We start from the raw sequence: 22,799 nt of genomic DNA, 5'->3' as shown, positions 1-22,799 counted from the left end.
AGTGTGCGTTGACTCGCCCAAATAGCAGGGGCCGATTATCCTAAATAGTTTGCTGCACGGCTTTTGCTCGATCCTAACGATGTTTAACCCAAGCAAGCCGCCGCAAGAGCACCTAAAATTGGCCTGACAAGCCCGACCATCCGAAATTTGAAAACACAAAGAGAACAAGCTGCGGCTTGTTTTGGTATCACGATGCGGAGTTGCACTCCAACCTATTATTCTTTCTGTCTGGTCACGGCGTTGAGCCTGACCTGCCTGTTCGCTTCTTGGGAATCGGTCTATGCAGAATCAGACGAATCGTCCTCACCCAAGTCCTCTGCGCCAGGCTCGTGGGTGGCCAACGAACATGGCCTCCAAGATCTGACCGCCCAGTTGGGCATCGCCGGTCACTTCAAGCTCGGCAGTTGGACTGAGGTTCGCCTGGAGGTTCCATCCGCTGCGTTCGCTTCGCCGCCCAAAGTCTCGATCATTGCGCTAGACAGCGACGGAGTGCCGACCGAAATCATGGCGACCGCGCCAGAGAAAACAGACGACACCCTTTTGTATCGGGTCCCTCTGAAAATCGGCCGACGAAACTCCGCGCTCAAATTCCAGTTCCTTACCGGCCAAGGCAGTAGCACCAAGACCACGATCCGCGAGGTCGCCGTTTCGCAATTGGCCGAGCCAGTGGCCGCCTCGAATCGTCTGTTTCTGCAGATCGGCCCCGATGTCGGACTAGGCGAAGCCCTGCAGCGTTATGCCTCGGATCTCAGCGATACAACAACGTTCGTTTCCCTAACGGACACGGCCCAACTGCCACATGCGTGGTACATGCTCGAGGGAGTCGACCATATCGTCTGGATGGCCAACGATCCGGCCCAGGCAAACGCCATGCAGCCGCAGCAACTCGCGGCCATCGAGAAATGGCTCAAGCTAGGCGGCAAGATGACCCTTTCGGTAGGCGACCGGGCCACCGACTTGATCGGCCCAGGCAAGCCTTTGGCTCCTTTTTGCCCGGGAACCTTTGACCAAGTGCAGCAGATACGCAACACGACCGAATTGGAAGCGCGGATCAACACGGTTGCGCACGTCGATCGCCCCGTGCAAAAGCCGCTGCCGATCGCCGTGCTACAAGATCCCACCGGCATCATTGTCGTTCAGGAAGGATCGCGTCAGGCATCGACTCCCCTGTGGATTCGTAGTGCGAAAGGGTTTGGTATCGTCGAGTTCTTCGCGTTCGACCTCTCTGCTCCACCCATTGCCGATTGGCCAGGCCGCGATCCGCTGCTGAAGCTTCTTTTGGAAAGTATCAGCGACCATCTGGACACGTCGAAGGCCTCGATGCAGTCCGGCAGCAGCGTGGCTCACTTCGGCTACACCGACATCGCCGGACAGTTGCGAATGGCGCTCGACCAATTCCCAGGCGTTCGTAGCGTTTCATTCTTTTTGATTGGGGCCATCATCATCGCCTACCTGGCCTTGATCGGCCCTGGCGACTACTTCTTTCTCCGTAAGTTCGGGCTGCGGATGGAATGGACCTGGGTAACCTTTCCTGCACTGATTTTGCTGGCCAGTGCCGGCATCTGGTCGCTGGCGACCTGGTGGAAGGGGACCTCCCTGAAGATGAATCACGTCGAGGTCGTCGACATCGACCTGGAAAGCCAGCTCGTGCGATCTACCACCTGGTTCCATCTGTTTAGCCCCGATTCCTTGCGATACGAAGTCGACATCCAGCCAACCTCGCTTCCCTCTCGTCGTTGGAACCAACTGGTCAGCTGGCAAGGGCTCGCTGGCTCAGGTCTGGGTGGCATGAGTGCTCGTCAATCAATTTCCACGGTACCTACTCCTTACGACTTCGATTTCACGCGAGCCGACGACACGACTCAGGTATCGCTGCAAGAGCTGCCCATTCAGATCTGGTCGTCCAAAACGCTGATGGGTCGGGGGTGGGGTGATTTAAACGAGACCCAGTACGAACCTCTCAACGAACGCGAAAGCCAACTGATTGAAGGACTGCTGACCAATCCCACGAACATGGAACTGACCGACTGCTATGTCTTGCATGGCCGCTGGGCGTACTTTGTTGCCAAGCTGCCGGCAAACGGAACAGCCCGCATCGTGCCAGGCCAGTCCGCCCAGAACACAGAAAAAGTCCTCAAGCGACGTCGTGTTCAAGAATCGACCGATGGGGGCGAACTGTGGGACCGGCAAAGCACCGACATCGAGCGAATCATGGAGGTCACCATGTTTCATAACGCCGCCGGCGGTCGCAGCTATACCAGTCTATCCAATCGCTTTCAAAGTTACGTGGATCTCTCTTCGCACGTCGAAGGAGACCGAGCCGTCTTGGTGGGTAAAGTCAAAAACCCACCGAGCAAGATTCAAGTCAATGGCCAGTCGGTCGACGACGCCCATGCTCAATCGTGGTCGTACGTGCGAATCATTTATCCCGTCCAGAAGCGCAGCCCGAGTGAGATAGCCCAGAGATGATCAAGACTGTCGACCTGACCAAAAAGTACGGCGATTTTTTCGCGATCAAAGGTATTGAACTCGATCTCGACCAAGGAGACGTGTTTGGTTTTATTGGTCCCAATGGTGCCGGCAAAACGACCACCATGCGGATCATCGCGACGCTACTCAACCCCACCTGGGGCGAGGCCTACGTTTGCGGCAATTCGATTTACACCAAGCCGAAGGAAATTCGCCGACTGGTCGGCTACATGCCTGACTTCTTTGGTGTGTACGACGACATGAAGGTGATCGAGTATCTCGAATTCTTTGCTGCCGCCTACCGTATCAACGGAAAAGAACGTGCCAGGGTATGCAACGAGATGCTCGAACTGGTCGACCTCGAATTCAAGCGCAACGCATTCGCCAACACGCTTTCCCGTGGTCAAACGCAGCGTCTGGGCCTGGCCCGCGTGATGCTTCATAACCCTCAGGTTTTGCTGCTGGACGAACCGGCCAGTGGTTTAGATCCCCGTGCTCGTATTCAGATGCGAAACCTACTGAAGCGTCTGCGCGACATGGGGAAGACGATCGTCGTTTCCAGCCACATTCTGCCGGAACTGGCCGACGTTTGTAACAAGATCGGCATCATCGATCGCGGCGTGCTGGAAGTGAACGCTTCGGTCGCCGAGGTGATGAAGCAGGTCAAACAGAAGACCACGCTCCTGGTTTCTGTCTCCGGCGATAACGACGCCGCCGGCAAAGTGCTGGAAGAAGCCGACATCGTCGAAAGCATCGAGTCGCGTGTCGATCACCTGTTGGTGACGCTCAAGAAGGAAGCGGAAGATTACAGCGACCTGCCCACAATGCTCGTACAGGCAGAGCACAAGATTACCATGTTCCGCGAAGAGGAAATCAACCTCGAATCGGCGTTCATGGCCCTCACCAAAGGCATGGGGCAGCAGGCCGCTACCAAGCCTCCGACGACTGAACCCTCGAAGGAAGAGGGCTAGGGCATTAATACCGAGCCAGGTCGCGTTGATCGCCATCGGGGCGCAATGTCTTGAGCGACGCCTGGGCTTGGACCGACATCATTCTCAGATCGCTTCCCACGGCCAGAAATTGCATGCCTTGGGCGGCTCGCTGCAACGCTTCTTCTGGCTCCATCGTATGCATGCCGGTCGGTGTACCGACCTTCTTACCGGCGGCGATCACGCGCTGGATCATTGCTTCGTGGGCTTCCGGCGTTGGGTCGGTGCCGTCCGGGGTGCGCATTTGGGCCCGCAGGTCGTTAGGGCCGATGAAGATGCCGTCGCAGCCAGGCAGGGCATAAATGGCCTCGGCATTTTCGACCCCAGTTGGGCTCTCTGTTTGTAAGATCACCAAAATCTCGTCGTTCGCCTGACGGAAATAGTCGCTGGCGGTCGCGCCAAAGTTCATCGCGTGCGTGCCTCCGCCGACGCTGCGACTGCCTTGCGGAGGATACTTGGCCGCAGCGATCACGCGCTGGGCCTGCTCGACGGTATCGACCATCGGGGCAATGATCCCCCAGGCACCTGCGTCGAGTGTTCGCTTGATGGTCGTGTGGTCATGATCAGGGATCCGAGCCAGCGGCACGTTGCCGGCATCGGCCACCGCACCAAAAATCATCGCCGCCTGAGACCAGTCGATTGCGGAGTGTTCGATATCGAGCGCCAGCCAATCCCAACTCATGCGAGCCAGAACCCGCGAGGCGTACAGGTCCCCCAGCGACAGCCATGTTCCGAAAGTCGGCTGGCCTGATTTCAATTTCGCTTTGACAGGGTTATGACGCATGGGACGGTCTTTCCATCGAACGGGGGCACAGAAAAGACACATTCTCAGTTTCCAGCCTGCCGGCTGCAAGTCAGAGCGAGCACTTCAAAGCAAGACGGACCTGTAAAAAAGTCGGTAAAAAGGCGTGTTTCGAGCATAAACAACCTATAATGAGAGGTCGTAGGCCTACTAGAGTTTCCCTCTTTTTACCCTGCCAAGCTCATGACTCGATTGAATCGTTTGACCATCTGTTGTGCTGTTGTTGCACTCGTCTCGCTCACGTTTGTCCCTGCGTCCCAGGCCCGCGATCCTTACGAGGCGGCTCGCGACCGGTTGGTAGAAACGGCGGTCGTCGCCAACGGCGTCAAAGATCCGCGCGTCATCGCTTCAATCCGCAATACGCACCGGCACGAGTTTGTCGCGGCGAATCAACGTCAACAAGCCTATTACGATATGGCGCTGCCCATTGGCGAAGATCAAACGATTTCGTCACCGTTTATCGTGGCCTACATGACCGAATCGCTCGATCCACGCCCCACCGACAAGGTGCTGGAAATCGGAACCGGCAGTGGGTACCAGGCGGCAGTCCTGAGTCCGCTGGTGAAACAGGTCTTCAGCATCGAAATCAAAGAACCGCTCGGACGCAAAGCGGCCCGCACTCTGAAGCGACTCAACTACGACAACGTTTACACCAAAGTAGGCGATGGTTTCCTGGGTTGGCCGCAGTATGCTCCGTTCGACAAGATCATTGTCACGTGTTCGCCCGAAAACGTGCCCAAGCCCCTGGTCGATCAGCTCAAAGAAGGGGGTCGCATGATCATTCCGGTCGGCGAGCGATACCAACAAACGCTCGTTCTGTTCACTAAGAAGGATGGCAAGCTTGAAGCCGAACCTCTGCGTCCAACGCTATTTGTGCCAATGACCGGAGAAGCAGAAGCGCGACGCCAGGTGAAGCCAGACCCGGCCAATCCACGTTTAACAAACGGAGACTTTGAAGAAAAGCTCTCAGAAAATGGCACCGTCCCCGGCTGGTACTATCAACGCCAACTGGAACTCGTGGAAGATTCGAGTTCCCCAGGCGGAACGCAATGCTTGAAGCTTTCCAACGCCGATCCCGGGCGTGTTGCGCTTGTGCTGCAAGGGCTGGCACTCGACGGCCGACAGGTGCAACGGCTGAAGATCAATGGCTGGGCGAAGGTCGATGGGATGGGACTTGGCCCTGATCGAACCTTGGCGCCGATGATGGTGATCACATTTTACGACGAACAACGCCGCGAACTGGGAAAAGCGGCATTGGGCCCGTTTATTGGTTCGCTCGACTGGCACGAAGTGAGTAAGATTGTCAACGTTCCGCCTGCAACGCGTGAAGCGTTGTTTCGGGTTACGAACTTTGGCGCGGTTGGCACGATGTACGTCGATAACCTCTCGATCGAAGCCGCTCGTTAAAAAAGGGGGTGTCCACCCAGACCCCCATCGAGCTTTCAAAATATTGCGTAACTCTTTACGCTGCAGGGACTTCATGGCCCTTGAACCACCCGCCAACGAATTCTATCTATTCAGCAAATTTTGCCCATTCTGCTTGAATTGAAACCTACACTTGCTAAGTTCTAGAAAGGCAGCGTGTTGCTAGCCTAGCAACGAATGCAAAATCACATGTTTGACAAACGGTAGTTGGAGTGAATCCGGGTATGAAAAGCAGCATTGGGCGTAAATTTGCGTGGGCCGGCGCTCTGGCATGTGCCGCCATGGTTATGGGCACGAGCCAGGCAGAGGCCGGCTGGGGTTCCTGGGGATCGAGCGGCGGCAGCAGCGGCGGTTCGAGCAGTTCCTCTTGGAGCGCCAGCAGTGGTGGCTCGAGCGGATCGAGCGGTGCCAGCAGTGGCAACTGGCGTGGCGGGATCTTCCAGCGCTGGTGGGATAACCACCGTGCCGACAAGGTTTACGGCAGCAGCGGCGGAAGCAGCAGCTCCAGCTATGGTAGCAGCGGTGGATCGAGCAGCAGCAGCTGGGGTTCCAGCGGCGGCAGCAGTGGTGGCGGTTTGTTCGGTCACCATCGCGTGAAGCGAAGCTGGGGTTCCAGTGGCGGTTCGAGCGGTGGCAGCAGCAGCTCCAGCTACGGTAGCAGCGGCGCATCGAGCGGCGGCAGCAGCGGTGGTTCGAGTGCGACTTACCAGTACTACACGCCATCTGAATCGGCTCCTGCAGTCGATGTCCCAGCGGACGTGCCACCAGCAATTCCTGCTGAATCGGCTTCCTACCACGGTAACGACGCTGTCATCAACGTCAATGTTCCCGCAGGTGCCACGATTTACGTCAACGACAAAGTCACTTCGAGCACCGGTACCATCCGTCGCTTCGTTTCGCGTGACCTGGAACCAGGCTACAAGTTCGAGTACGAAGTCCGCGCTGAAATGCGTGTCGATGGTCGTCTCGTTCGCGAAGTGAAGAAGCTTCAGATGACCGCTGGTGAAGCGAAGGAACTTGAGTTCCAACTCGATCCAGAAACTAAGCCAGAAACCCAAGTTGTGGGTGCTCCGGTTGAAACCAAGGTCACCTTGAACGTTCCTGCGAACGCCTCGGTTACCCTGGCTGGCAACGAAATGCGTACCCTGGGTGCCCAGCGTGTGTTCAGCACCGTTGCTCTGGCGACAGGCGAAACCTGGAAGGATTACGACATCGTCGTGACCGTCCTTCGCAACGGAACGCCAATCACCCAGCGTAAGGTCATCGACCTGACCGGTGGTGAAGAAATGCAGATCAACTTCGACTTCAACGCTGATTCGGTTGCTTCGCTCTAGTAGCGAACTTGCCAGAATAGTTTGACTAAACAATAAAACCCTCGCCTTGGATAAACTTCAGGCGAGGGTTTTTTCTTTGTAAATCGGCTGACCTGAACCCCTACGATTTCAGGCAGCCTTTCTGGTCGTTTTGGTCGATACGTTAAATACCATGAACGATCGACCCCAATCACCCGCCGAAGCGAAGGCTGCCACGCCAAGAATTGCCTGGAGCTCAGGCTTTCGTGGTTTTGTCAGTGTGTTACTGCTGATTCACCTGGTGGCACTCTTTGTCGGCCCGTGCGCTTCCCCTCCACCGTCAAGCTATTGGGCCCAAGGAACCGAGCAGTTCATAGCCCCTTACTTACATGCGACGTTTCTCCGCGGTCACGGCTATCGATTCTTTGCACCCAACCCAGGCCCAAGTCACCTGGTACGGTACGAGCTTCTCGACGAAGCGGATGAAGAGATCGGCGAGGGCACCTTTCCCAGCCTCGACCAACACTGGCCGCGGCTGTTGTACCACCGCCATTTCATGATCAGCGAGTCGATGTTCAACACGGCCAATGTGCCTATCGAGCCTCCGCCGTCGGAAGCACCGCCTAGTGTCCATGCCGAGTTCCAGGCAGTCGCCGGACTGCGAGATGCCTACCTCGATTCGATCTCGCGTTACCTCGCGCGCCAACACCCCGAAGCGACCAAGATTCGGATCGTGATGGTGCAGCACGCCATTCCGCTTCCGCAAGATGTCGCCAACGGTCGTCCCTTGAACGATTCAACGCTTTACGAAGAAGTGGTCCTCGGGGTGTACAACGTTCAGCCGGAGGATCGACTGTGATCAAGACCTACCTGCAAGAACTTTATACCGGCATACGCGATGGCTGGAATGGGTTCTGGTTCCGGCCGACCGATCCGGCGACCCTCGGACTGGTCCGCATCTTCGCCGGCAGCATGCTGTTCTATACGCATCTGGTTTGGTCGATCGACCTGACCGGCTTCATAGGAGAGCAGGGGAGGTTCTCGGCGGATCTCGTCGATCGGATGCACCAGGGAAGCACGTTCGCGTTCAGCTACCTGTGGCTGTTCGACGGCAACCCGGCCATGCTGTGGATGGTCCACATCGCGGCACTGGTCATCCTGCTGATGTTTACCCTCGGTTTTTATTCACGCGTCACAAGCATTCTCGCGTTCATCATTGCTGTCAGCTACGCGCATCGGGCACCGGGCGCATTGTTCGGTCTCGATCAAATCAACGTCATGCTGGCAATGTACTTAATGCTGGGCGGGGCAGGGGAGGCCTACAGCTTAGACCGCTTGATCGAAAAGTGGCGTTACCCCAAGCGAAAGCAGCCCACGACCAGCACCGTCGCGAATGTTTCGATACGCTTGATCCAGCTACACATGTGTGTCATTTACCTGTTCGCCGGCACGGGAAAACTGCTCGGCGATTCGTGGTGGGAAGGCACCGCCATGTGGGGCGCGGTCGCTAACAGCGAATACCAATCGATGGACATGACCTGGCTGGCCAGTTATCCGCTACTGATCGCGCTGATGACCCAAGTTTCGTTGGCGTGGGAACTCAGCTACTGCGTCCTGATTTGGCCGCGACTAACGCGACCGCTGGTACTCTTCATGGCGATCCCGTTACACCTGGGAATTGCCATTTGCATGGGCATGATTACCTTCGGCCTTGTAATGCTGATCGGCAATCTAGCTTTCGTTAGCCCCTGGATCATAAGAGAACTTGAAGCCACGATCCGCAGCAAACTCGAGAAAGATCCCATCCCAGAAGCTGCCTAAAGGGAAGGGCAGGGGGGCAAACGATCGTTTTTCTCGCAAAAACCGCATTAATTCTGAAAGAATTTCATGCCCCCGGCAGAATCTCGGTAACGCACCATGAAGCCAAGGGTTACCCGGAAATTCGAGACGCTTCTACTTCCTGTTTGGCGTGCCTTACCGCCCGAATGAACCTCATTACGCGTTGATGTGTCCCGGGGCGAGAATCTATAATGCAGGTTTTGGATATCCGCTAAGATCCATACAGGTAATTTGTTTAACCCCACAGGAAACGCCCGTGTACGAGAATCTGGCCATTGTTGGAGCCACTGGAGCCGTAGGACGACTGATTCGTCAGTTACTAGAGGAGCGCAAGTTCCCCTACAAAACCATCAAATTCCTCGCTTCGAAACGTTCCGCCGGCACAGAGCTCACATTCAACGGTGCCACGCACACGGTGGAAGAACTGACGCCTGATTCGTTCGAAGGGATCGACATCGCCATCGGCAGTACGCCTGACGAAGCCGCCGCCGAGTTCGCTCCATGGGCCGTCAAAGCTGGCTGCATCGTCATCGACGAAAGTGGCTACTGGCGCATGAAAGAAGACGTGCCGTTGGTCGTGCCGGAAGTGAATCCGGAAGCCATCGAGAATCACAAAGGCATCATCAGCAGTCCGAACTGTTCGACCACGCAAATGGTCGTCGCGATGAAGCCGCTGCACGACGCTGGCAAGATCAAACGCGTTATTGTCTCCACCTACCAGGCCACCAGCGGCGCGGGTGTTGTGGGCGAAGAAGACCTGATCGAAGGCGCCAAGGCAGTTCTCAAAGGCGAGGCCTACGAGAACAAAGCCTTCTCCCATCAGATCGCTTTCAACTTGATCCCCCAAATTGGTAGCGAGAAGTACGAAGGCTACACCTCTGAAGAAATGAAGATGGTGCACGAAACGCAGAAGATCTTCGGCGATGATTCGATCAAGGTCTGTCCGACCTGCGTTCGCGTGCCGGTGACCAACTGCCACAGCGAAACGATCATGGTCGAAACCGAACGTCCGATCTCGCCCGCCGAAGCGCGAGAATTGTTCGAGAAGACCGACGGCATCACCGTTATCGATAATCTCGGGGCAGGGGAGTACCCCATGCCGAAGGACTGCACCAACAAGAACGATGTCTTCATCGGTCGTATCCGTAAGGACCTTTCCTGCGAAAACGGTCTGACGTTCTGGTGTGTGAGCGATAACCTGCGAAAGGGTGCCGCGACCAACGCCGTGCAGATTGCCGAACTACTCGTTCGCAGTCAGGCCGCCGTCTAAGCTAGGCGCGCGTGCCATGAATTCTACCGAGCATGCAGCGGCCCGTTCTCCCGGCCGCTGCATTAAGTTGACCGTTGCCTACGACGGCACCAACTATCAAGGCTGGCAGCGTCAGGCCACCGGTCCCACGATTCAATCGGCGCTCGAAGCGGCCATCAACTGCATCGCGCAAGACGACGTCCACGTTTCCGGCAGCGGGCGAACCGATTCCGGCGTGCACGCCTGGGGACAGGTCGCCAGCTTTCATACGAAGTCGAAGATGCCAGCAGACGTCTTCCGCAAAGCACTCAATGCCACGCTCCCGCACGATATCGTTGTGCGGCACGCGTGCGATGTGCCGATCACCTTTCGACCGATCAACGATGCCATCTCGAAACGGTACCGCTACGTCCTGCAGCCAGGCCGCATCAACGATCCGTTCTCGCTCAAGCATGCCTGGTTTGTCAAACGTATCCTTGATGTCCCCTCGATGCAGGCCGCCGCCCAGGCATTGATCGGCGAGCACGACTTCGCCACGTTCCAATCCACCGGCTCGCCGCGTCAATCGACCGTACGCACGATGCTCGATGCCACCGTGACGGTGCACGACGCCGACGAACGCGCGAAGATCTTCATCGAAGTCGAAGCCACTGGATTCTTGTACAACATGGTCCGCATTATCGCCGGCACGCTGGTCGACATAGGGCAGGGGAGGCGCACCGCCGATTCCATGGCCGAAATCATCGCCTCGTGCGATCGGTCTCAAGCCGGCATGACGGCTCCGGCGCATGGACTATACTTGCTTCAGGTCCATTACCCTCCGCACCACTGAATCTTTCTTGAAAGCCAATCATCCCATGCGTGTTGCTCATGTGATTACCCGAATGATCATTGGCGGCGCGCAAGAGAACACGCTTTACAACTGCTTGGATCTGGTTCAAGAGTTTGGTGACGACGTTCTGCTGATTACCGGACCGAGCGAAGGCCCCGAAGGTAACCTGCTGCAGCAAGCCCACGCCCAAGGGGTGCCGGTGCAAACATTGCCTAACCTCGTGCGGAACATTCATCCGGTCACCGACTGCCGAGGCTATCAGGAAGTCAAAGCGGCCATCAAAAAGTTTCAGCCTGAAGTGGTGCACACGCATAGCGCGAAGGGGGGCATGCTCGGGCGCAGGGCCGCCACGGCGTTAAAGGTACCGGCCATCATTCACACCGTGCACGGCGCTCCGTTTCATCCCTATCAATCGACGCTCGCGCGGAAGTTCTTCATTGCCTGCGAGCGCTACGCATCTAGCCAGTGTCACCAACTGGTCAGCGTGGCCGATGCGATGACCGATCTCTTAGTCGAAGCCAAAGTCGCGCCGCGCGAAAAGTTCGTCACCGTCTACAGCGGCATGGAAGTCGAACCCTTTCTAGAGAGCAGGGGACTGCGCGAGCCAACTCGCCAGCAACTCGGCATTCAGCCCGGCGATGTGGTGATCGGCAAGATTGCTCGGCTGTTTCATCTGAAAGGGCACGAGTATGTAATTCAGGCGGCAAAAGAAGTCGTCGCTAAGTGCCCGCAGGCCAAGTTTCTTTTCGTAGGAGATGGAATTCTGCGCGAGAAGTTTGAGGGAATGATTGCCGAGGCAGGGCTGACCGATCACTTCATTCTCGTCGGCCTGGTACCCCCGAGTGACATCCCGAAGTATATCTCGGCGATGGATGTTCTCGTGCATACCAGCCTGCGCGAAGGGCTGGCCCGCGCACTTCCGCAAGCGCTTTTAAGTGGCAAGCCGGCCGTCAGTTTCGATATCGACGGGGCACGCGAGGTGGTGTCCACCATGGAGACCGGTTTCTTGCTTCCGCCAGGGGATACGGCCCAATTAACGTCCGCGCTAATCCAACTGTGCGACGATCCTGAACTCCGCGAAAAGCTGGGAGAAGAAGGGCGACAGCGGTGCAGTCAGGTCTTTCCGCACCAGGTAATGACCCGCAGACTGCGCGAAATCTATCAGGAAGTGCTTCGCCGAAATGGATGTGAAGTAGTCTAACCCTGGAAAACCATTGTGGTTACGGTAGATGTGCCGGTAGTTCGCTCTTTTGAAACTCCTTTGATTAGGGTAAGATTAAGACGTCTGTCGATCCGATAGACTTTCGGGACAAATAGGGGCAAATCCTCCTCACGGATAATCTCATCGGTGTCTACCGCAGGAAGAAACTATATCGGTCCGTACCGCTTGATACGCATGCTGCGCGCCAGTAAGACGTGCCAGGTATGGGAAGCGATCCATGACTTGGACAATCGCCGGGTCGTCATCAAAACACTTCGCGAGAACTACATTCGCGACAAGGACGAGATCAACTCGCTGAAGCACGAGTTCACCGTCGCCGGCAAGTTCGATCATCCTTTGGTCATTCATGTCTACGAGTTCGACAACTTCCGCGGTGTCGCCTATCTCGTCCTGGAATTCGCCATCTCGCGCAACATGAAGATGGCCATTCGCGAAGGCGTAGAAGAGCTCGCCTACTGGACACCCAAGATCATCGAAGAGGGAGCCAGAGGCCTCGGCTACATGCACGAGCAAGGCTGGGTTCACTGCGACGTGAAGCCAGACAATTATCTGCTCGACACCGAAGGCAACGTTAAGCTCATCGACTTTTCGATCGCGCAGAAAAAGAAGAGCGGCCTCGGCAAGCTCTTTGGCGGATCGAAAGTCAAAGGCAACGTCCAAGGTACCCGCAGTTATATGTCACCAGAACAGATACGTGGTGCAGCATTAGATGACCGCGCCGATATCTATAGTTTTGGCTGTACGATCTTTGAATTGATCAGTGGCAAGTTGCCCTATACGGCTACCAGTCCCGATCACCTACTCGATAAACATTTGCGTGCCGGTATTCCGTCGCTGCAAGCTGCCAGCGAGAACGTCACGTCAGATTTTTCTTCGCTGGTCGAACGCTTGATGGCGAAGGATCCCAAAAAGCGGCCCGACACGATGACCGATGTCGTGCGACTGTTGAAGAGCACCAAGATTTACAATATTCCACCCCGTAAGCCAGCCGCACTCGTTGAACGAGAAAAAGCGGCCGCGGCCAGCGGTGACGATTCCACCTCGGCGTCTGGCGATTCCTAGTTTCGCCAAGCGTTCTATCCCATTAATTGCCTGGAGCACTGAAAGCTTTCATGAGCACCTCGATCTATCTCGACTTCGAACAGCCGATTGAAACCCTCGAGAACAAACTGAAACAGCTTGAAGCCGAGAAAAGCGACACACCGGAACACCACGACGAGATCCGCCGCGTCCGCAAGCAACTCACCGATACGATGCGCGAGATCTACGCCGATCTCTCGCCATGGCAAACCGTGGAAGTTGCCCGTCACCAAAAGCGGCCTCAGTCGGCCGACTACCTGAACCTGGTCTTCGACGAGTTCGTCGAGCTGCACGGCGACCGCAAGTTTGGTGACGACCGCGCACTGCGAACCGGCTTCGCCAAACTCGACAAGCACAAGGTGATGTTCCTCGGGCACTTCAAAGGACGCGACCTGAAGGAACGCAGCGAGTGCTACTTCGGCTGTGCCAATCCTGAAGGCTACCGCAAGGCGATCGAAAAGATGGAGCTCGCCGAGAAGTACAACCTGCCGGTCATCGCGTTCATCGACACGCCGGGCGCCTACCCAGGCATCGGCGCCGAAGAACGCGGCCAGGCCATGGCGATCGCCGATTCGATGTTCGCCATGTCGCGTCTGAAGACGCCAATCATCTCGGTCGTCATCGGCGAAGGTGGCTCTGGCGGCGCACTAGGCATCGGCGTCGCCGATCGCACGGCCATGCTTCAGCATGCTTACTACTCGGTGATCAGCCCCGAAGGTTGTGCCGGCATCCTGTGGAAGAGCCACGAGTTCAAAGCCAAAGCTGCCGAGGCCCTGAAGTTCACCTCGAAGTATCTTCCCAAGTTCGGAATCGTCGACGACGTGATCGAAGAGCCACTCGGCGGAGCCCACCGAGACCATCATCAAATGGCAGCTCGCCTGAAGATGTATCTCGTCAAAACGGTCAACGAACTGATCGCCAAACCAACCGACCAACTGGTCGAAGATCGCTACGGCAAGTTCCGCCAAATGGGCATGTTCCTGGAACGCGAAACAGAAACCGCTCAAGCCGAACCGGCGAGCTAAATCGAAGCCAACTTGGCAACGAAATTCATCACCAAATCAAGCCGTCGCCAGTCAATCTCGCGGCGGCTTTTTCGTTTCGAAAGACTATGTTCATTTTTTAGTCGAGCGATACATTTTGAGGCCAAGTGATGTAGTCGCCAAAACGTTTGCTGTTCTTCACCTCGCCACCTTTTTGTTTGCCGAGATCAGTTAGCTCCCAATTGTTATCATTTCGTGCGATCCAACCTTTCTCTTGCAATTCGGAAAACAGAGCTTTGGAAGGTCGCTTTAATTGCTTAGCGAGTTGGCTTGTCGAGATCTGTTTCGCGAGAGAGTTCGCCTCGGCTATCGGATCGTCCTCGACAACTTCTGCTTCGATTAGCTCAACACTGATTTTGACTTGATCACTAATGCGGATCAGTCGCTGGGCCTCATCGTAAGTGTCTTTGAAAAGCTCTGGGTCGTCATCTCGATTGAACACGATTCCCATTTCATTGTTGTTGACTTGAGAGAACTCGTAGATGTTCATCGAAGTGATGATAGCTTCCGATTCGTTCAGGTAGCATTTTGCATGAAGGTTCTTACAAAAGCTGCAGCGAACAAAGGTCAACGACTCCAACCATGCAGACTCCCTGGGATGGAGATCGTTTTTCCCATACACGAGTCGAATATCGATTTTTAATCTGTCGAGATCTTCAATTAGCTCACGGATCTTATCGCTGAGCCGAAGGTACGGACTGATGATCACCAAGCGTTCTTTTGTCGACTTGATGAGCTGTTCTAAGTGGTACGTGATACCGGAAGTGTTTAAGAATTTAGCCATGGCATGAACTAAGGAAATGTTTCGTTAGTGGGAACAGAGCCCACGAGTTTACCAGAGTTGAACGGGCCAGTCTCGAAGTGGATTCTGTAGTTGTTATCGAAGCCAACTTGGCAACGAAATTCATCACCCAATCAAGCTGTCGTCAGGCAATCTCGCGGCGGCTTTTTCGTTTCGAAATGGAACGCGCCAAGAGACGCTTTCCGATGGCGTTTGGACCTGGGAGTCGGCCGTCGATCTTCGCGGCGACGAGAAGCGATCCTGAGAGACGATCTTCGCAGCGATGGCAACGAAGTTCATGAGAGAGTAGGGCCTGATCAGACGAAGGAGACGGATAACCCAGTCTCCATAGAACCCCCACTGCAACGTCCGATAATGTTTGTTATGTGCGGTTCGAGGCCTATTTTTACCGGGTTTTGTGTATTTCCCGGTTTTGGACCGCTTCTGCCCTGACGTTGCCAGTTCGGCTCTTAGTACCGTGGCTGCGTTGGGTAATATGGCTGGCCGTTCTGCATCGGAGCCGGTGCTTGTTGTGGCGGCTGCGAGTACTGCGGATAGTAGCTGCCGCCCTGCTGCTGCGGCGCCGGAATGTTCATCTGCGGTGGATAATATCCTGGCTGTTGCGGCGGCTGAGCCTGGCCGGAATACTGCTGCCAATTCGACTGAGCATTTTGTGGATTATCGATCGTCTGATTCACGAAATTCTGGAACTGCCCTGTTTGCTCTTGGACCTGATTCTGAATGTTATTTTGAATCCGATCCTGCACGTTATTCTGGAAGTTCTGGAACTCGCTCTGGAGGTTGAAATTGGCTGGGTCGATCGCCACGCCATCACCACCACTGGTACCGGCTCCGGTGTCGGCGAACCACTCGGGATTCTGTCCGTCGATGCGTTGGTTGTAGCGTTCAATGAATGGCCCCACGACCTCGTTCACTTCGGCCGGCATCACGCCTTGCAGATTGTCGATCACCTTGGTGATGTAGAAACCAGACTTCGACTGAACGATTTGCTGGCGGCTATCATCCTTGGTCAATGCCACGGCGAACATCGTCACGATGATGCACAGCAGCACTCCTTTGGCGAGCCCCAGTCCGGCACCGACCTGGCGATCCCAACTCTTGAGTTCAAAGCTCTTCAGCGTCTTGTTGACCATTGAGAAGATGACCCAGATGACCAACGAAGTCGTCATGTACAAACCCAGCATCGCGGCCTGGTTTCCCCATGGTGGCTGAAGCCCCAGCGCGTTGGCGACCGGCTCGCGAAGTTGCATCGAGATAAAGTAGCTGGCCACGAGCGAAGCAAACGAAGCAATTTGCCAGACCATGCCTTTGTACAGACCCCACAGGATTGCTCCTCCGAGGATTGCCAGCATGAGAAAATCGTATGCAACCATTGTTCGCTATCCATAGCTCCAAAAAAACTTCGCCCCAGAAGTCGCACGAGTATACGAACGTTACGTGGAAATCCGAAGGTCAGTTTCTCATGCTGCTAGCGGGCGTTGAAAAGATGCTCTGGAAACTAAACGTATCCTTCCGGTACAAGTGCCGAACTAACGACCTATCGCGCGCCGATGCACTGGCAGGGGGGCGCACTAAAAGTTTTTTGAGGCAGGGGATCCATGGCCGATTTCAATACGCACATTTCGACCAGCACGGCAGTCGGCGTTGGCGTTGGCTTCGCAGGCTACTTTCTACTCGATACGCCTGAGCCGAATCGGATCATCTCGTGCATGCTCGGTGCAGGCCTATGCAGCCTGGCTGGTATTTTGCCAGACTTAGACTCCGGCTCTGGTCGACCCCTTCGCGAAACAAGCAACGTCTTAGCAGCCGTCGTGCCCATGCTGATGGTCGATCGTTGGCAACACATGGGGCTCAGCGCCGAAGCGATCGCGTTGGCCGGTGCGTTGGTCTATATCACCATCCGTTTCGGCGTGGCCGAGATCTTCAAACGCTACACCGTGCATCGCGGCATGTGGCACAGTATTCCGGCGGCCATTTCGTGTGGTCTATTGGCATTCATCGTGGTCTCTGGCGAAAACCTCGACGTTCGCATCTTCAAGAGTGCGGCCGTCTTCATCGGCTTCATGGTCCACCTGATTCTCGACGAAATATGGTCGGTTCAATGGCAGGGGGCCCGGATACGATTTAAAAGCTCGTTCGGCACGGCTATCAAGTTCTGGTATGGCAAAAGCCTATGGTCGAATGTATCCACCTATAGCAAACTTATCGTATTAGTCGTTGTCGCTGTGGGTGATCCGATCATGATGGAACATTACCGGTTCCATCCACATCACCAAGAAACAGAAGCCGTACCCACACAGCAGATCGCAACCGAACAACCACCGCTCATTCAGCGGTAGTCTTGTTCCACAGCGTGATCTCAGCCAGCGTTAAAGAATCTTGCGGCTATCGAGCATCAACGTCACCGGTCCATCGTTCACCAGGTGGACCTTCATGTCGGCTTGAAAGATACCCGTCTCGACAGTCAGTCCCTGCTCGCGGATTTGCTGCACGTAGGCTTGGTACATCGCGTTGGCCTCTTCCGGTTTTGCCGCGCTGATGAAACTAGGTCGGCGGCCCTTGCGGCAATCGCCTAGCAGCGTGAACTGGCTGATCGCCAAGATGCTGCCGCCGACGTCGAGCACGCTACGGTTCATCTTGCCGTCGTCATCTTCAAAGATTCGCAGGTGAATTGTTTTCTCGACCAGGTACTTCAGGTCCGCGGCCTTATCCCCTTCCGCCACTCCCAGCAGCACCACCAGGCCTTGCTCGATTTGCCCGACGACCTGGCCATCGACTTTCACGTGAGCTTCCAGAACGCGTTGCACGACGCCGCGCATCAGTAGTGCCCCCCTGCCCCAGCCATCACGGCCATTCGATAGGCCTCGGTCTGATCGGTTGCATCCGGCACGATCGTCCGGGGTGATAGCAGTTCGCTGTTGGGCGAAACATTCCCTCGCACGCGCACCAATTCGACCGTCACCAATGGTTTCCGCTGCGTGGGCTCGATCGATTCCCATTGAATACGATGCGGAAACCCCGACCCTGCATCCAACAGCAAGCTGACACCATTGGGTTGCTGACGAAGAAAAGGAAACAACGCCGCTGCGTCCCCCTTTTTCGATCCTCGCACGAGAAGCAATTGCCGTTGCCCCTGGACCACGTTTTCGATCGAAGTGAATTGATAGCTTTTTTGCATGCGCCAGATTAAATGAGCGATCCCGGCTCGCGGCATCTTTTGGTGGGCAGGTGCCAGGTCGTCGAGCCGGACCATGGAAGCCGACTCTTCGACGTTCGTTTTCCACTGCGTCCACACAACCGCCTCGCTTGCCAGCACCGCTTGCTGAAAGAACATTGGCGCTACGGAACTCGTACTCTTCAAGATGACCCCGTGTCGCTGCGCTGGCCCGCGGCCCGACTGCGTGTACTCGCCTATTCCTTGCAGGGTGTGGCCGAACAGATGCACCTGCCAGTTCACATCGGCCGTCAAAGCGTCGACCTGCTGCCAGCGATCGACGACGTTCTTCAACAGCAAGTCGATATCGAGGCCCAGTTGGTTGCCGGAGGTGGCGTTATCCCCTGCCCCGACGCCACTAGCACTGCTGTCGCGTAAGCGCTGCGAGGCGTACCCCAAGCCGACGCCAACGGCTAGCAGTGCTACCGCGATCAGGGCTGTTAATTTGAAGCGATTATCTTTCATGGCTGGGATTTGCCGGTTTTCCCAAAGAATCCTGTCCTGCCACGCCGAACATTAATGGCAACGAGGATTAGTCTTGCGCTTGAGTCGTGTCTGGCATTGATGCCGGTTCGACGGCTGAGATTGTAAGGATTTCCTTGAGGCCGGGTCCACGTCAGTCGGTGAGGTTCTTTGGAACCGTTGGCGGCGTAGCCCTTAACCGCTCGCAACCATTGGTCACTTACGAATACCTGAGAGGATCTCCGCTCTTGCCATGGAGAATGCCGCGATGGCGCGACAGCAAGGGTTTAGTGAGGGGGAAATCATGAAACAAACTTTATGGATGTGGACCTTGATGCTTCTAACTGCTGTTGCCGGCACCGGCTGTCAGCACGTTGGGCAACAAGCTGCCGGTGGCTATAACTTGCCTCCGGCTCAGCAACTACGTCATCCTGGCCCAGGCGTCGATGGCCCTGGCCCAGGTGTTTTGGCACCTCCGCCGATTCAGCCTGTCTCGGCAATGATGCCGATGGGCGGTCCCGGTGGAATCCCGCCAATGCCGGCTCCAAGCTGGACCAGCCAAGTGCTGTTCGTCTCGCCCGACGGCATGCAGGTTAGCTGGGACATCGGTGCGATCGGCATGTACGATTCCGAACCACGGATCGTGCCGTTCTCTAAGAACTTCCCACAAGGCGGAATCTTCCGTCTGAAGGTCACCAACATCGAAGGCCAACCAGGCGTCGAGTTGTACCCGACCTTGGAAATCGGATTCGCCACACCGCGAACCGAAGCCTTCCTGGCTCACAACGCCATTCCTGTGCAGTTCACCGAAGGCGACTTCGCTCAAGTTCGTAGCGGCACTTATGTGACCAAGGTCATCTACCTGCCCGATCCGAACTACCAAGAGCTGGCCCTGGCCAATGTCGAAACGCTTGTCTCGACTCGCTTGGATCCAGGCGTCGACCCGATTGTTGAAGCGGACCGCCGCGGTTCGATCATGGCAATCGTTCGCCTTGGTAACAAAGACCTCGAAGTTCCCGGCGAAGATTTCGGCGGCATGATGGCTGGCGGAATGCCAATCGGTGTGCCTGCCGGCGGAGCTTACTGTGGTCCTGGTCCTGGCATGGGCCCTGGTATGGGTGCCGCAGCCGGTGCCGGTCCTGGTGCTGGTCCTGGTCCATACGTTGCCGGAATGACGGCTCCGATGTGGGGCATGCCAACCACGGGTACGCCAATCGGCTTGCCTGGCCCGCCACACATTCCGCTGGGTGGACCTGCTGGATTGCAGAAGCATGTGATCAAGAATCACACGCACATGAATATCCCAGGCCCAACGCCCAAGGTTGCTGTTCACGTCAAACAGCGTCCTGGCATCAGCTACCCGCAGCCGCCAAACCGTGCTTGGATTACCGAAGAGAACATTCATCCTTCGCCTAATCTGAAGCAACCGTTTGCCGACATGCATCAGCAAGTCCCGCCCGCAGGCGGTGGCTACTACGACGCCAACGGTCAGTGGTGCCCGGCTAACTAGCCCTGCCCAACGACCAATTCTCCATGGCAATGGAACAGGGTCGCGGACATGATTCCGCGACCCTACTTCCATGCCGGAGAACAAGCTAAATCAGGCCCGGAAGGCACTTCGACAACTTCACTTCCAAGGCCCAAACCTGGTAGTCCCCCCGACCTCACGCAGACCTTCAGGGAAGAAGATCGCCGTGAAACGAATTCAACTGCAAAACATCTTGCTCGTCGCTGCCTTCCTGGTGTTGGCCGCCGCGGACATTGCCAAGGCCCAATCCGGCCTGGTGCCTCTTTACACCGAACGTCTGAACCCTGGCACGATTGGCCAGTTTCAGAACATCAAGGGACGTGGCATCCCCGGATATTCGCAGCCCATTCAAATGGTCTTGCCTGAAGGTGCCAAGGTCGCGGCCGTGATTCACGACGCGTTCACCGACGATCAACCGGCTCCGCAAACTTACGGATGCCTGATCGGGGCCGTGTATCGCTTCCGCGTGACACAGATCCCCTTCCGTCCCGGTGCCGAGCTGTATCCGTCGGTCGAAGTGATCGACCGCACCTATCCGCCGGCCGGCATGGAACTGCAATTCCCGATTCCCATTCACATCACGCAAGAAGAATTGCAATACGCACTCAGCGGCAAGTTCGTCACGCGGGTGATCTATCTGGAAAACCCACGCACGGCCATCCCCAATGCCTACGAGCCTGGCTTCCAGCCGTGGTTTGAAGTTGAACCGGGTACCGACCCTGTCGTGACGGCCGATTCGCTCGGACGACCGGTAGCCATCTTGCGACTTGGTTCGAGACGACCAACCGCTGAAGACATGCCTGGCGAGTTCACTTACCAATCACCGCCGATCCAACTGTTCGGCAATCCCCCCCCTGCCCCGGCAGGCGGCGTCGAAATTCCGATGGGACCAGGTCCGATGCCTGGCGTGCCTATGCAGGCCCTGGCTCCTAAAGCTCGACCTCGCACCGAATTTCATCAGCGGGAAGAAAACGTTCGCCGCAACACGGCACCCTGGCCGACGCATCCTCAGTACATGGCGCAGCCCGGATATCCTACGCAGCGATAGCCCGACGGAATCACGATCGATGAAAAACAACATTGCCCTTCGACAACTCGTCACGCTGACCTTGCTGGTCGCTTGTGGTTCTGCGTTTTCGGCTTGCTCGCTCAATCGACAAGCCAAGCAGAAAGAAGAGGCCCCGGTCAAACCGGACGCTGGCGTCACGTTCGTCAAGCCGCACGTGCCTGAGTACGACTACACCTCGGCCCCCTCCCCTGCCCCAGTTCAGTCCGCTGAAGACACCGGGCTCAACGGCGTGCCGCAGTATCAATCTCGCTATCAAGGCCAACCGTTCCAGGCCCCAGCCAATACGGCGACCGCGCCACAGTACAACAGCCCGCACGCCATCCAGCGTACCTCGGCTGAAGTGCCGATCGAAGGGCAACCGACCGCCGCACAGGTTCCCACACAGCCGATTAACTACGCCTTTCCGCGCGGGCAGATGATGCCTCCGTGTGGGCCTGGCTGCCAGCATCCGAATTCCATCTGCCACCATGGCGCGACGGCTGGCACCTGTCAGACCTGCCGGGCCGCCGGTGTTCCGTTTCAGGCGGCTCCTTGCTATCCCGAAGACGAATACCTGTACGACGGTGGCGACCGCAACCTCCGCGCCGCGATTGACGGCGAGTTCGGCGTGCACGGCCTGGACATTGAAGACACCATCGGCCATTACGATACACTCGACGGCAAACGCATCGTGACTCCCAGTAATCGCGTCTGCGTTTACTCGCCTCGCTTTGCTGCCGTTCGCAAGGTCGCCGGGCTGAACCAGGAAGTCCTCGGCCGGCAGATCGCTGGCATCGATGCCGACCTGCAGCTGATCAACCAACAGCAAAACGGAACGCCGGTTGGCATGGTTCAACCGTTGGCACTTCGTGGAGAGATCGGCGGCAAGAATGCCAATGCTCTGACCGAAGACCTGCCGCCGCTGATCGCCCACAACTGGCAGAAGCCGCATCAATTCATCGAAGAGTTCAAAGCCTACGAGAACCTCAGCCTCGTTCGTTACGGCATCTTAGAACAAGGCGAAAAGCCGCGTCTCTCGCAGAGCCTGCAAAATGCCGTCACCTGGACCGACAACCAGCAAGTTCAGGTCGTTCTGGAAGGACGCAAAGCTTCCGAAGTTGCCGACGGCGACACGCCGCACGAATTCGTGTGGTCGGAAGTCCCCGGCGAACCACGTCTGCGAGTGATCAAGCTCGCCGACAAAGGTGCTGCTGAGATCGGCGACATCGTCGAGTTCACTCTGCGATTCGATAACGTCGGCACCCAGGTCATGGGCAACGTGACGATCATCGACAACCTGACCCCGCGTCTGGAATACGTCGAAGGTTCGGCTCAGTGCAACCTCGACGCCAAGTTCCTGAAGCAAGCCAACGAAGCCGGCAGCGAAGTTCTCCGCTGGGAAATCCAAGATCCGCTGGCCGTTCAGGCGGGGGGAATCATCCGGTTTAAGTGTCGGGTGAGGTGATAAAGCAGTTTGAAGTTTTCAGTGTTCAGTTTTCAGTA

At 56.4% G+C, this 22,799-nt stretch carries 20 protein-coding genes; 15 read left to right on the top strand and 5 right to left on the bottom strand.

Features of this window, described 5'->3' with window-relative positions; translation table 11 throughout:
- The first annotated feature begins 192 nt into the window (after positions 1-192).
- Both HOV93_RS14780 and HOV93_RS14775 read left to right on the top strand, forming a co-directional pair.
- Positions 193-2,469, top strand: a complete 2,277-nt coding sequence (locus HOV93_RS14780) for a hypothetical protein (protein WP_207397286.1) — start codon at positions 193-195, stop codon at positions 2,467-2,469.
- Complete coding sequence (locus HOV93_RS14775) at positions 2,466-3,440, top strand: ABC transporter ATP-binding protein (protein ID WP_207397285.1); 975 nt, start codon at positions 2,466-2,468, stop codon at positions 3,438-3,440. Before HOV93_RS14780 ends, HOV93_RS14775 begins: the two co-directional genes overlap by 4 nt.
- A 4-nt stretch (positions 3,441-3,444) precedes the next feature.
- On the opposite strand, the gene HOV93_RS14770 is transcribed toward HOV93_RS14775, so the two are convergent.
- Positions 3,445-4,242, bottom strand: a complete 798-nt coding sequence (locus tag HOV93_RS14770; RefSeq protein ID WP_207397284.1) for an HpcH/HpaI aldolase family protein — start codon at positions 4,240-4,242, stop codon at positions 3,445-3,447.
- Positions 4,243-4,443: 201 nt separating this feature from the next.
- Between HOV93_RS14770 and HOV93_RS14765 the strand changes: the two genes are divergently transcribed.
- The 9 genes from HOV93_RS14765 to HOV93_RS14725 all read left to right on the top strand — a co-directional run bounded on the left by HOV93_RS14765 (position 4,444) and on the right by HOV93_RS14725 (position 14,224).
- Positions 4,444-5,667 (top strand): protein-L-isoaspartate(D-aspartate) O-methyltransferase, encoded by a 1,224-nt coding sequence (locus HOV93_RS14765; protein ID WP_207397283.1) that lies wholly within the window; start codon positions 4,444-4,446, stop codon positions 5,665-5,667.
- A gap of 242 nt (positions 5,668-5,909) precedes the next feature.
- Complete coding sequence (locus HOV93_RS14760) at positions 5,910-7,019, top strand: TIGR03000 domain-containing protein (protein WP_207397282.1); 1,110 nt, start codon at positions 5,910-5,912, stop codon at positions 7,017-7,019.
- Between the two features lie 151 nt (positions 7,020-7,170).
- Positions 7,171-7,836, top strand: coding sequence for a hypothetical protein (locus HOV93_RS14755; protein WP_207397281.1), 666 nt, complete (start codon positions 7,171-7,173; stop codon positions 7,834-7,836).
- Positions 7,833-8,798 (top strand): HTTM domain-containing protein, encoded by a 966-nt coding sequence (locus HOV93_RS14750; protein ID WP_207397280.1) that lies wholly within the window; start codon positions 7,833-7,835, stop codon positions 8,796-8,798. The genes HOV93_RS14755 and HOV93_RS14750 overlap by 4 nt, the downstream gene beginning before the upstream one ends.
- 274 nt (positions 8,799-9,072) lie before the next feature.
- Positions 9,073-10,086, top strand: coding sequence for an aspartate-semialdehyde dehydrogenase (locus HOV93_RS14745; protein WP_207397279.1), 1,014 nt, complete (start codon positions 9,073-9,075; stop codon positions 10,084-10,086).
- Positions 10,087-10,102: 16 nt separating this feature from the next.
- Positions 10,103-10,897, top strand: coding sequence for a tRNA pseudouridine(38-40) synthase TruA (gene truA, locus HOV93_RS14740; RefSeq protein WP_207397278.1), 795 nt, complete (start codon positions 10,103-10,105; stop codon positions 10,895-10,897).
- A 7-nt stretch (positions 10,898-10,904) separates the two neighbouring features.
- The gene (locus HOV93_RS14735; protein ID WP_315853418.1) at positions 10,905-12,098 is read left to right on the top strand and encodes a glycosyltransferase family 4 protein; all 1,194 of its coding nucleotides are present in this window, start codon (positions 10,905-10,907) and stop codon (positions 12,096-12,098) included.
- A gap of 147 nt (positions 12,099-12,245) precedes the next feature.
- Entirely contained in the window at positions 12,246-13,181 is a 936-nt protein-coding gene (locus HOV93_RS14730) for a serine/threonine protein kinase (RefSeq protein ID WP_207397277.1), read from the top strand.
- Between the two features lie 50 nt (positions 13,182-13,231).
- Entirely contained in the window at positions 13,232-14,224 is a 993-nt protein-coding gene (locus HOV93_RS14725; protein ID WP_207397276.1) for an acetyl-CoA carboxylase carboxyltransferase subunit alpha, read from the top strand.
- 97 nt (positions 14,225-14,321) lie between these two features.
- Here the strand turns inward: HOV93_RS14725 and HOV93_RS14720 are convergent, their stop codons facing one another.
- Both HOV93_RS14720 and HOV93_RS14715 read right to left on the bottom strand, forming a co-directional pair.
- Positions 14,322-15,026: a phospholipase D family protein gene (locus HOV93_RS14720; protein ID WP_207397275.1), complete on the bottom strand. Its 705-nt coding sequence runs from the start codon at positions 15,024-15,026 to the stop codon at positions 14,322-14,324.
- Positions 15,027-15,493: 467 nt separating this feature from the next.
- Complete coding sequence (locus HOV93_RS14715) at positions 15,494-16,417, bottom strand: CvpA family protein (RefSeq protein ID WP_207397274.1); 924 nt, start codon at positions 16,415-16,417, stop codon at positions 15,494-15,496.
- Positions 16,418-16,642: 225 nt separating this feature from the next.
- Between HOV93_RS14715 and HOV93_RS14710 the strand changes: the two genes are divergently transcribed.
- Positions 16,643-17,383, top strand: a complete 741-nt coding sequence (locus tag HOV93_RS14710) for a metal-dependent hydrolase (RefSeq protein ID WP_207397273.1) — start codon at positions 16,643-16,645, stop codon at positions 17,381-17,383.
- 30 nt (positions 17,384-17,413) lie between these two features.
- Here HOV93_RS14710 and dtd read toward each other — a convergent pair whose 3' ends face one another.
- Together dtd and HOV93_RS14700 are read right to left on the bottom strand one after the other, a co-directional pair.
- On the bottom strand, positions 17,414-17,863 hold the full coding sequence (gene dtd / locus HOV93_RS14705) for a D-aminoacyl-tRNA deacylase (RefSeq protein WP_207397272.1): 450 nt from the start codon (positions 17,861-17,863) through the stop codon (positions 17,414-17,416).
- Positions 17,863-18,723 carry a hypothetical protein gene (locus HOV93_RS14700; protein ID WP_207397271.1) on the bottom strand — a complete coding sequence of 287 codons (861 nt, stop codon included), beginning with the start codon at positions 18,721-18,723 and terminating at the stop codon, positions 17,863-17,865. Before HOV93_RS14700 ends, dtd begins: the two co-directional genes overlap by 1 nt.
- 301 nt (positions 18,724-19,024) lie before the next feature.
- Here HOV93_RS14700 and HOV93_RS14695 point away from each other — a divergent pair, with 301 nt between their 5' ends.
- From HOV93_RS14695 to HOV93_RS14685, 3 genes are all read left to right on the top strand, one after another.
- Positions 19,025-20,230 (top strand): hypothetical protein, encoded by a 1,206-nt coding sequence (locus HOV93_RS14695; protein WP_235990397.1) that lies wholly within the window; start codon positions 19,025-19,027, stop codon positions 20,228-20,230.
- 184 nt (positions 20,231-20,414) lie between these two features.
- Positions 20,415-21,296, top strand: a complete 882-nt coding sequence (locus tag HOV93_RS14690; protein ID WP_207397270.1) for a hypothetical protein — start codon at positions 20,415-20,417, stop codon at positions 21,294-21,296.
- Positions 21,297-21,315: 19 nt separating this feature from the next.
- Positions 21,316-22,761 carry a DUF11 domain-containing protein gene (locus HOV93_RS14685; RefSeq protein WP_207397269.1) on the top strand — a complete coding sequence of 482 codons (1,446 nt, stop codon included), beginning with the start codon at positions 21,316-21,318 and terminating at the stop codon, positions 22,759-22,761.
- Positions 22,762-22,799: the final 38 nt, after the last annotated feature.

It is taken from the genome of Bremerella alba (genome assembly GCF_013618625.1).
Classification (GTDB): domain Bacteria; phylum Planctomycetota; class Planctomycetia; order Pirellulales; family Pirellulaceae; genus Bremerella; species Bremerella alba.
Note: the sequence above shows the minus strand (reverse complement) of the source record. Positions and strands in the feature narration are given on the sequence as shown.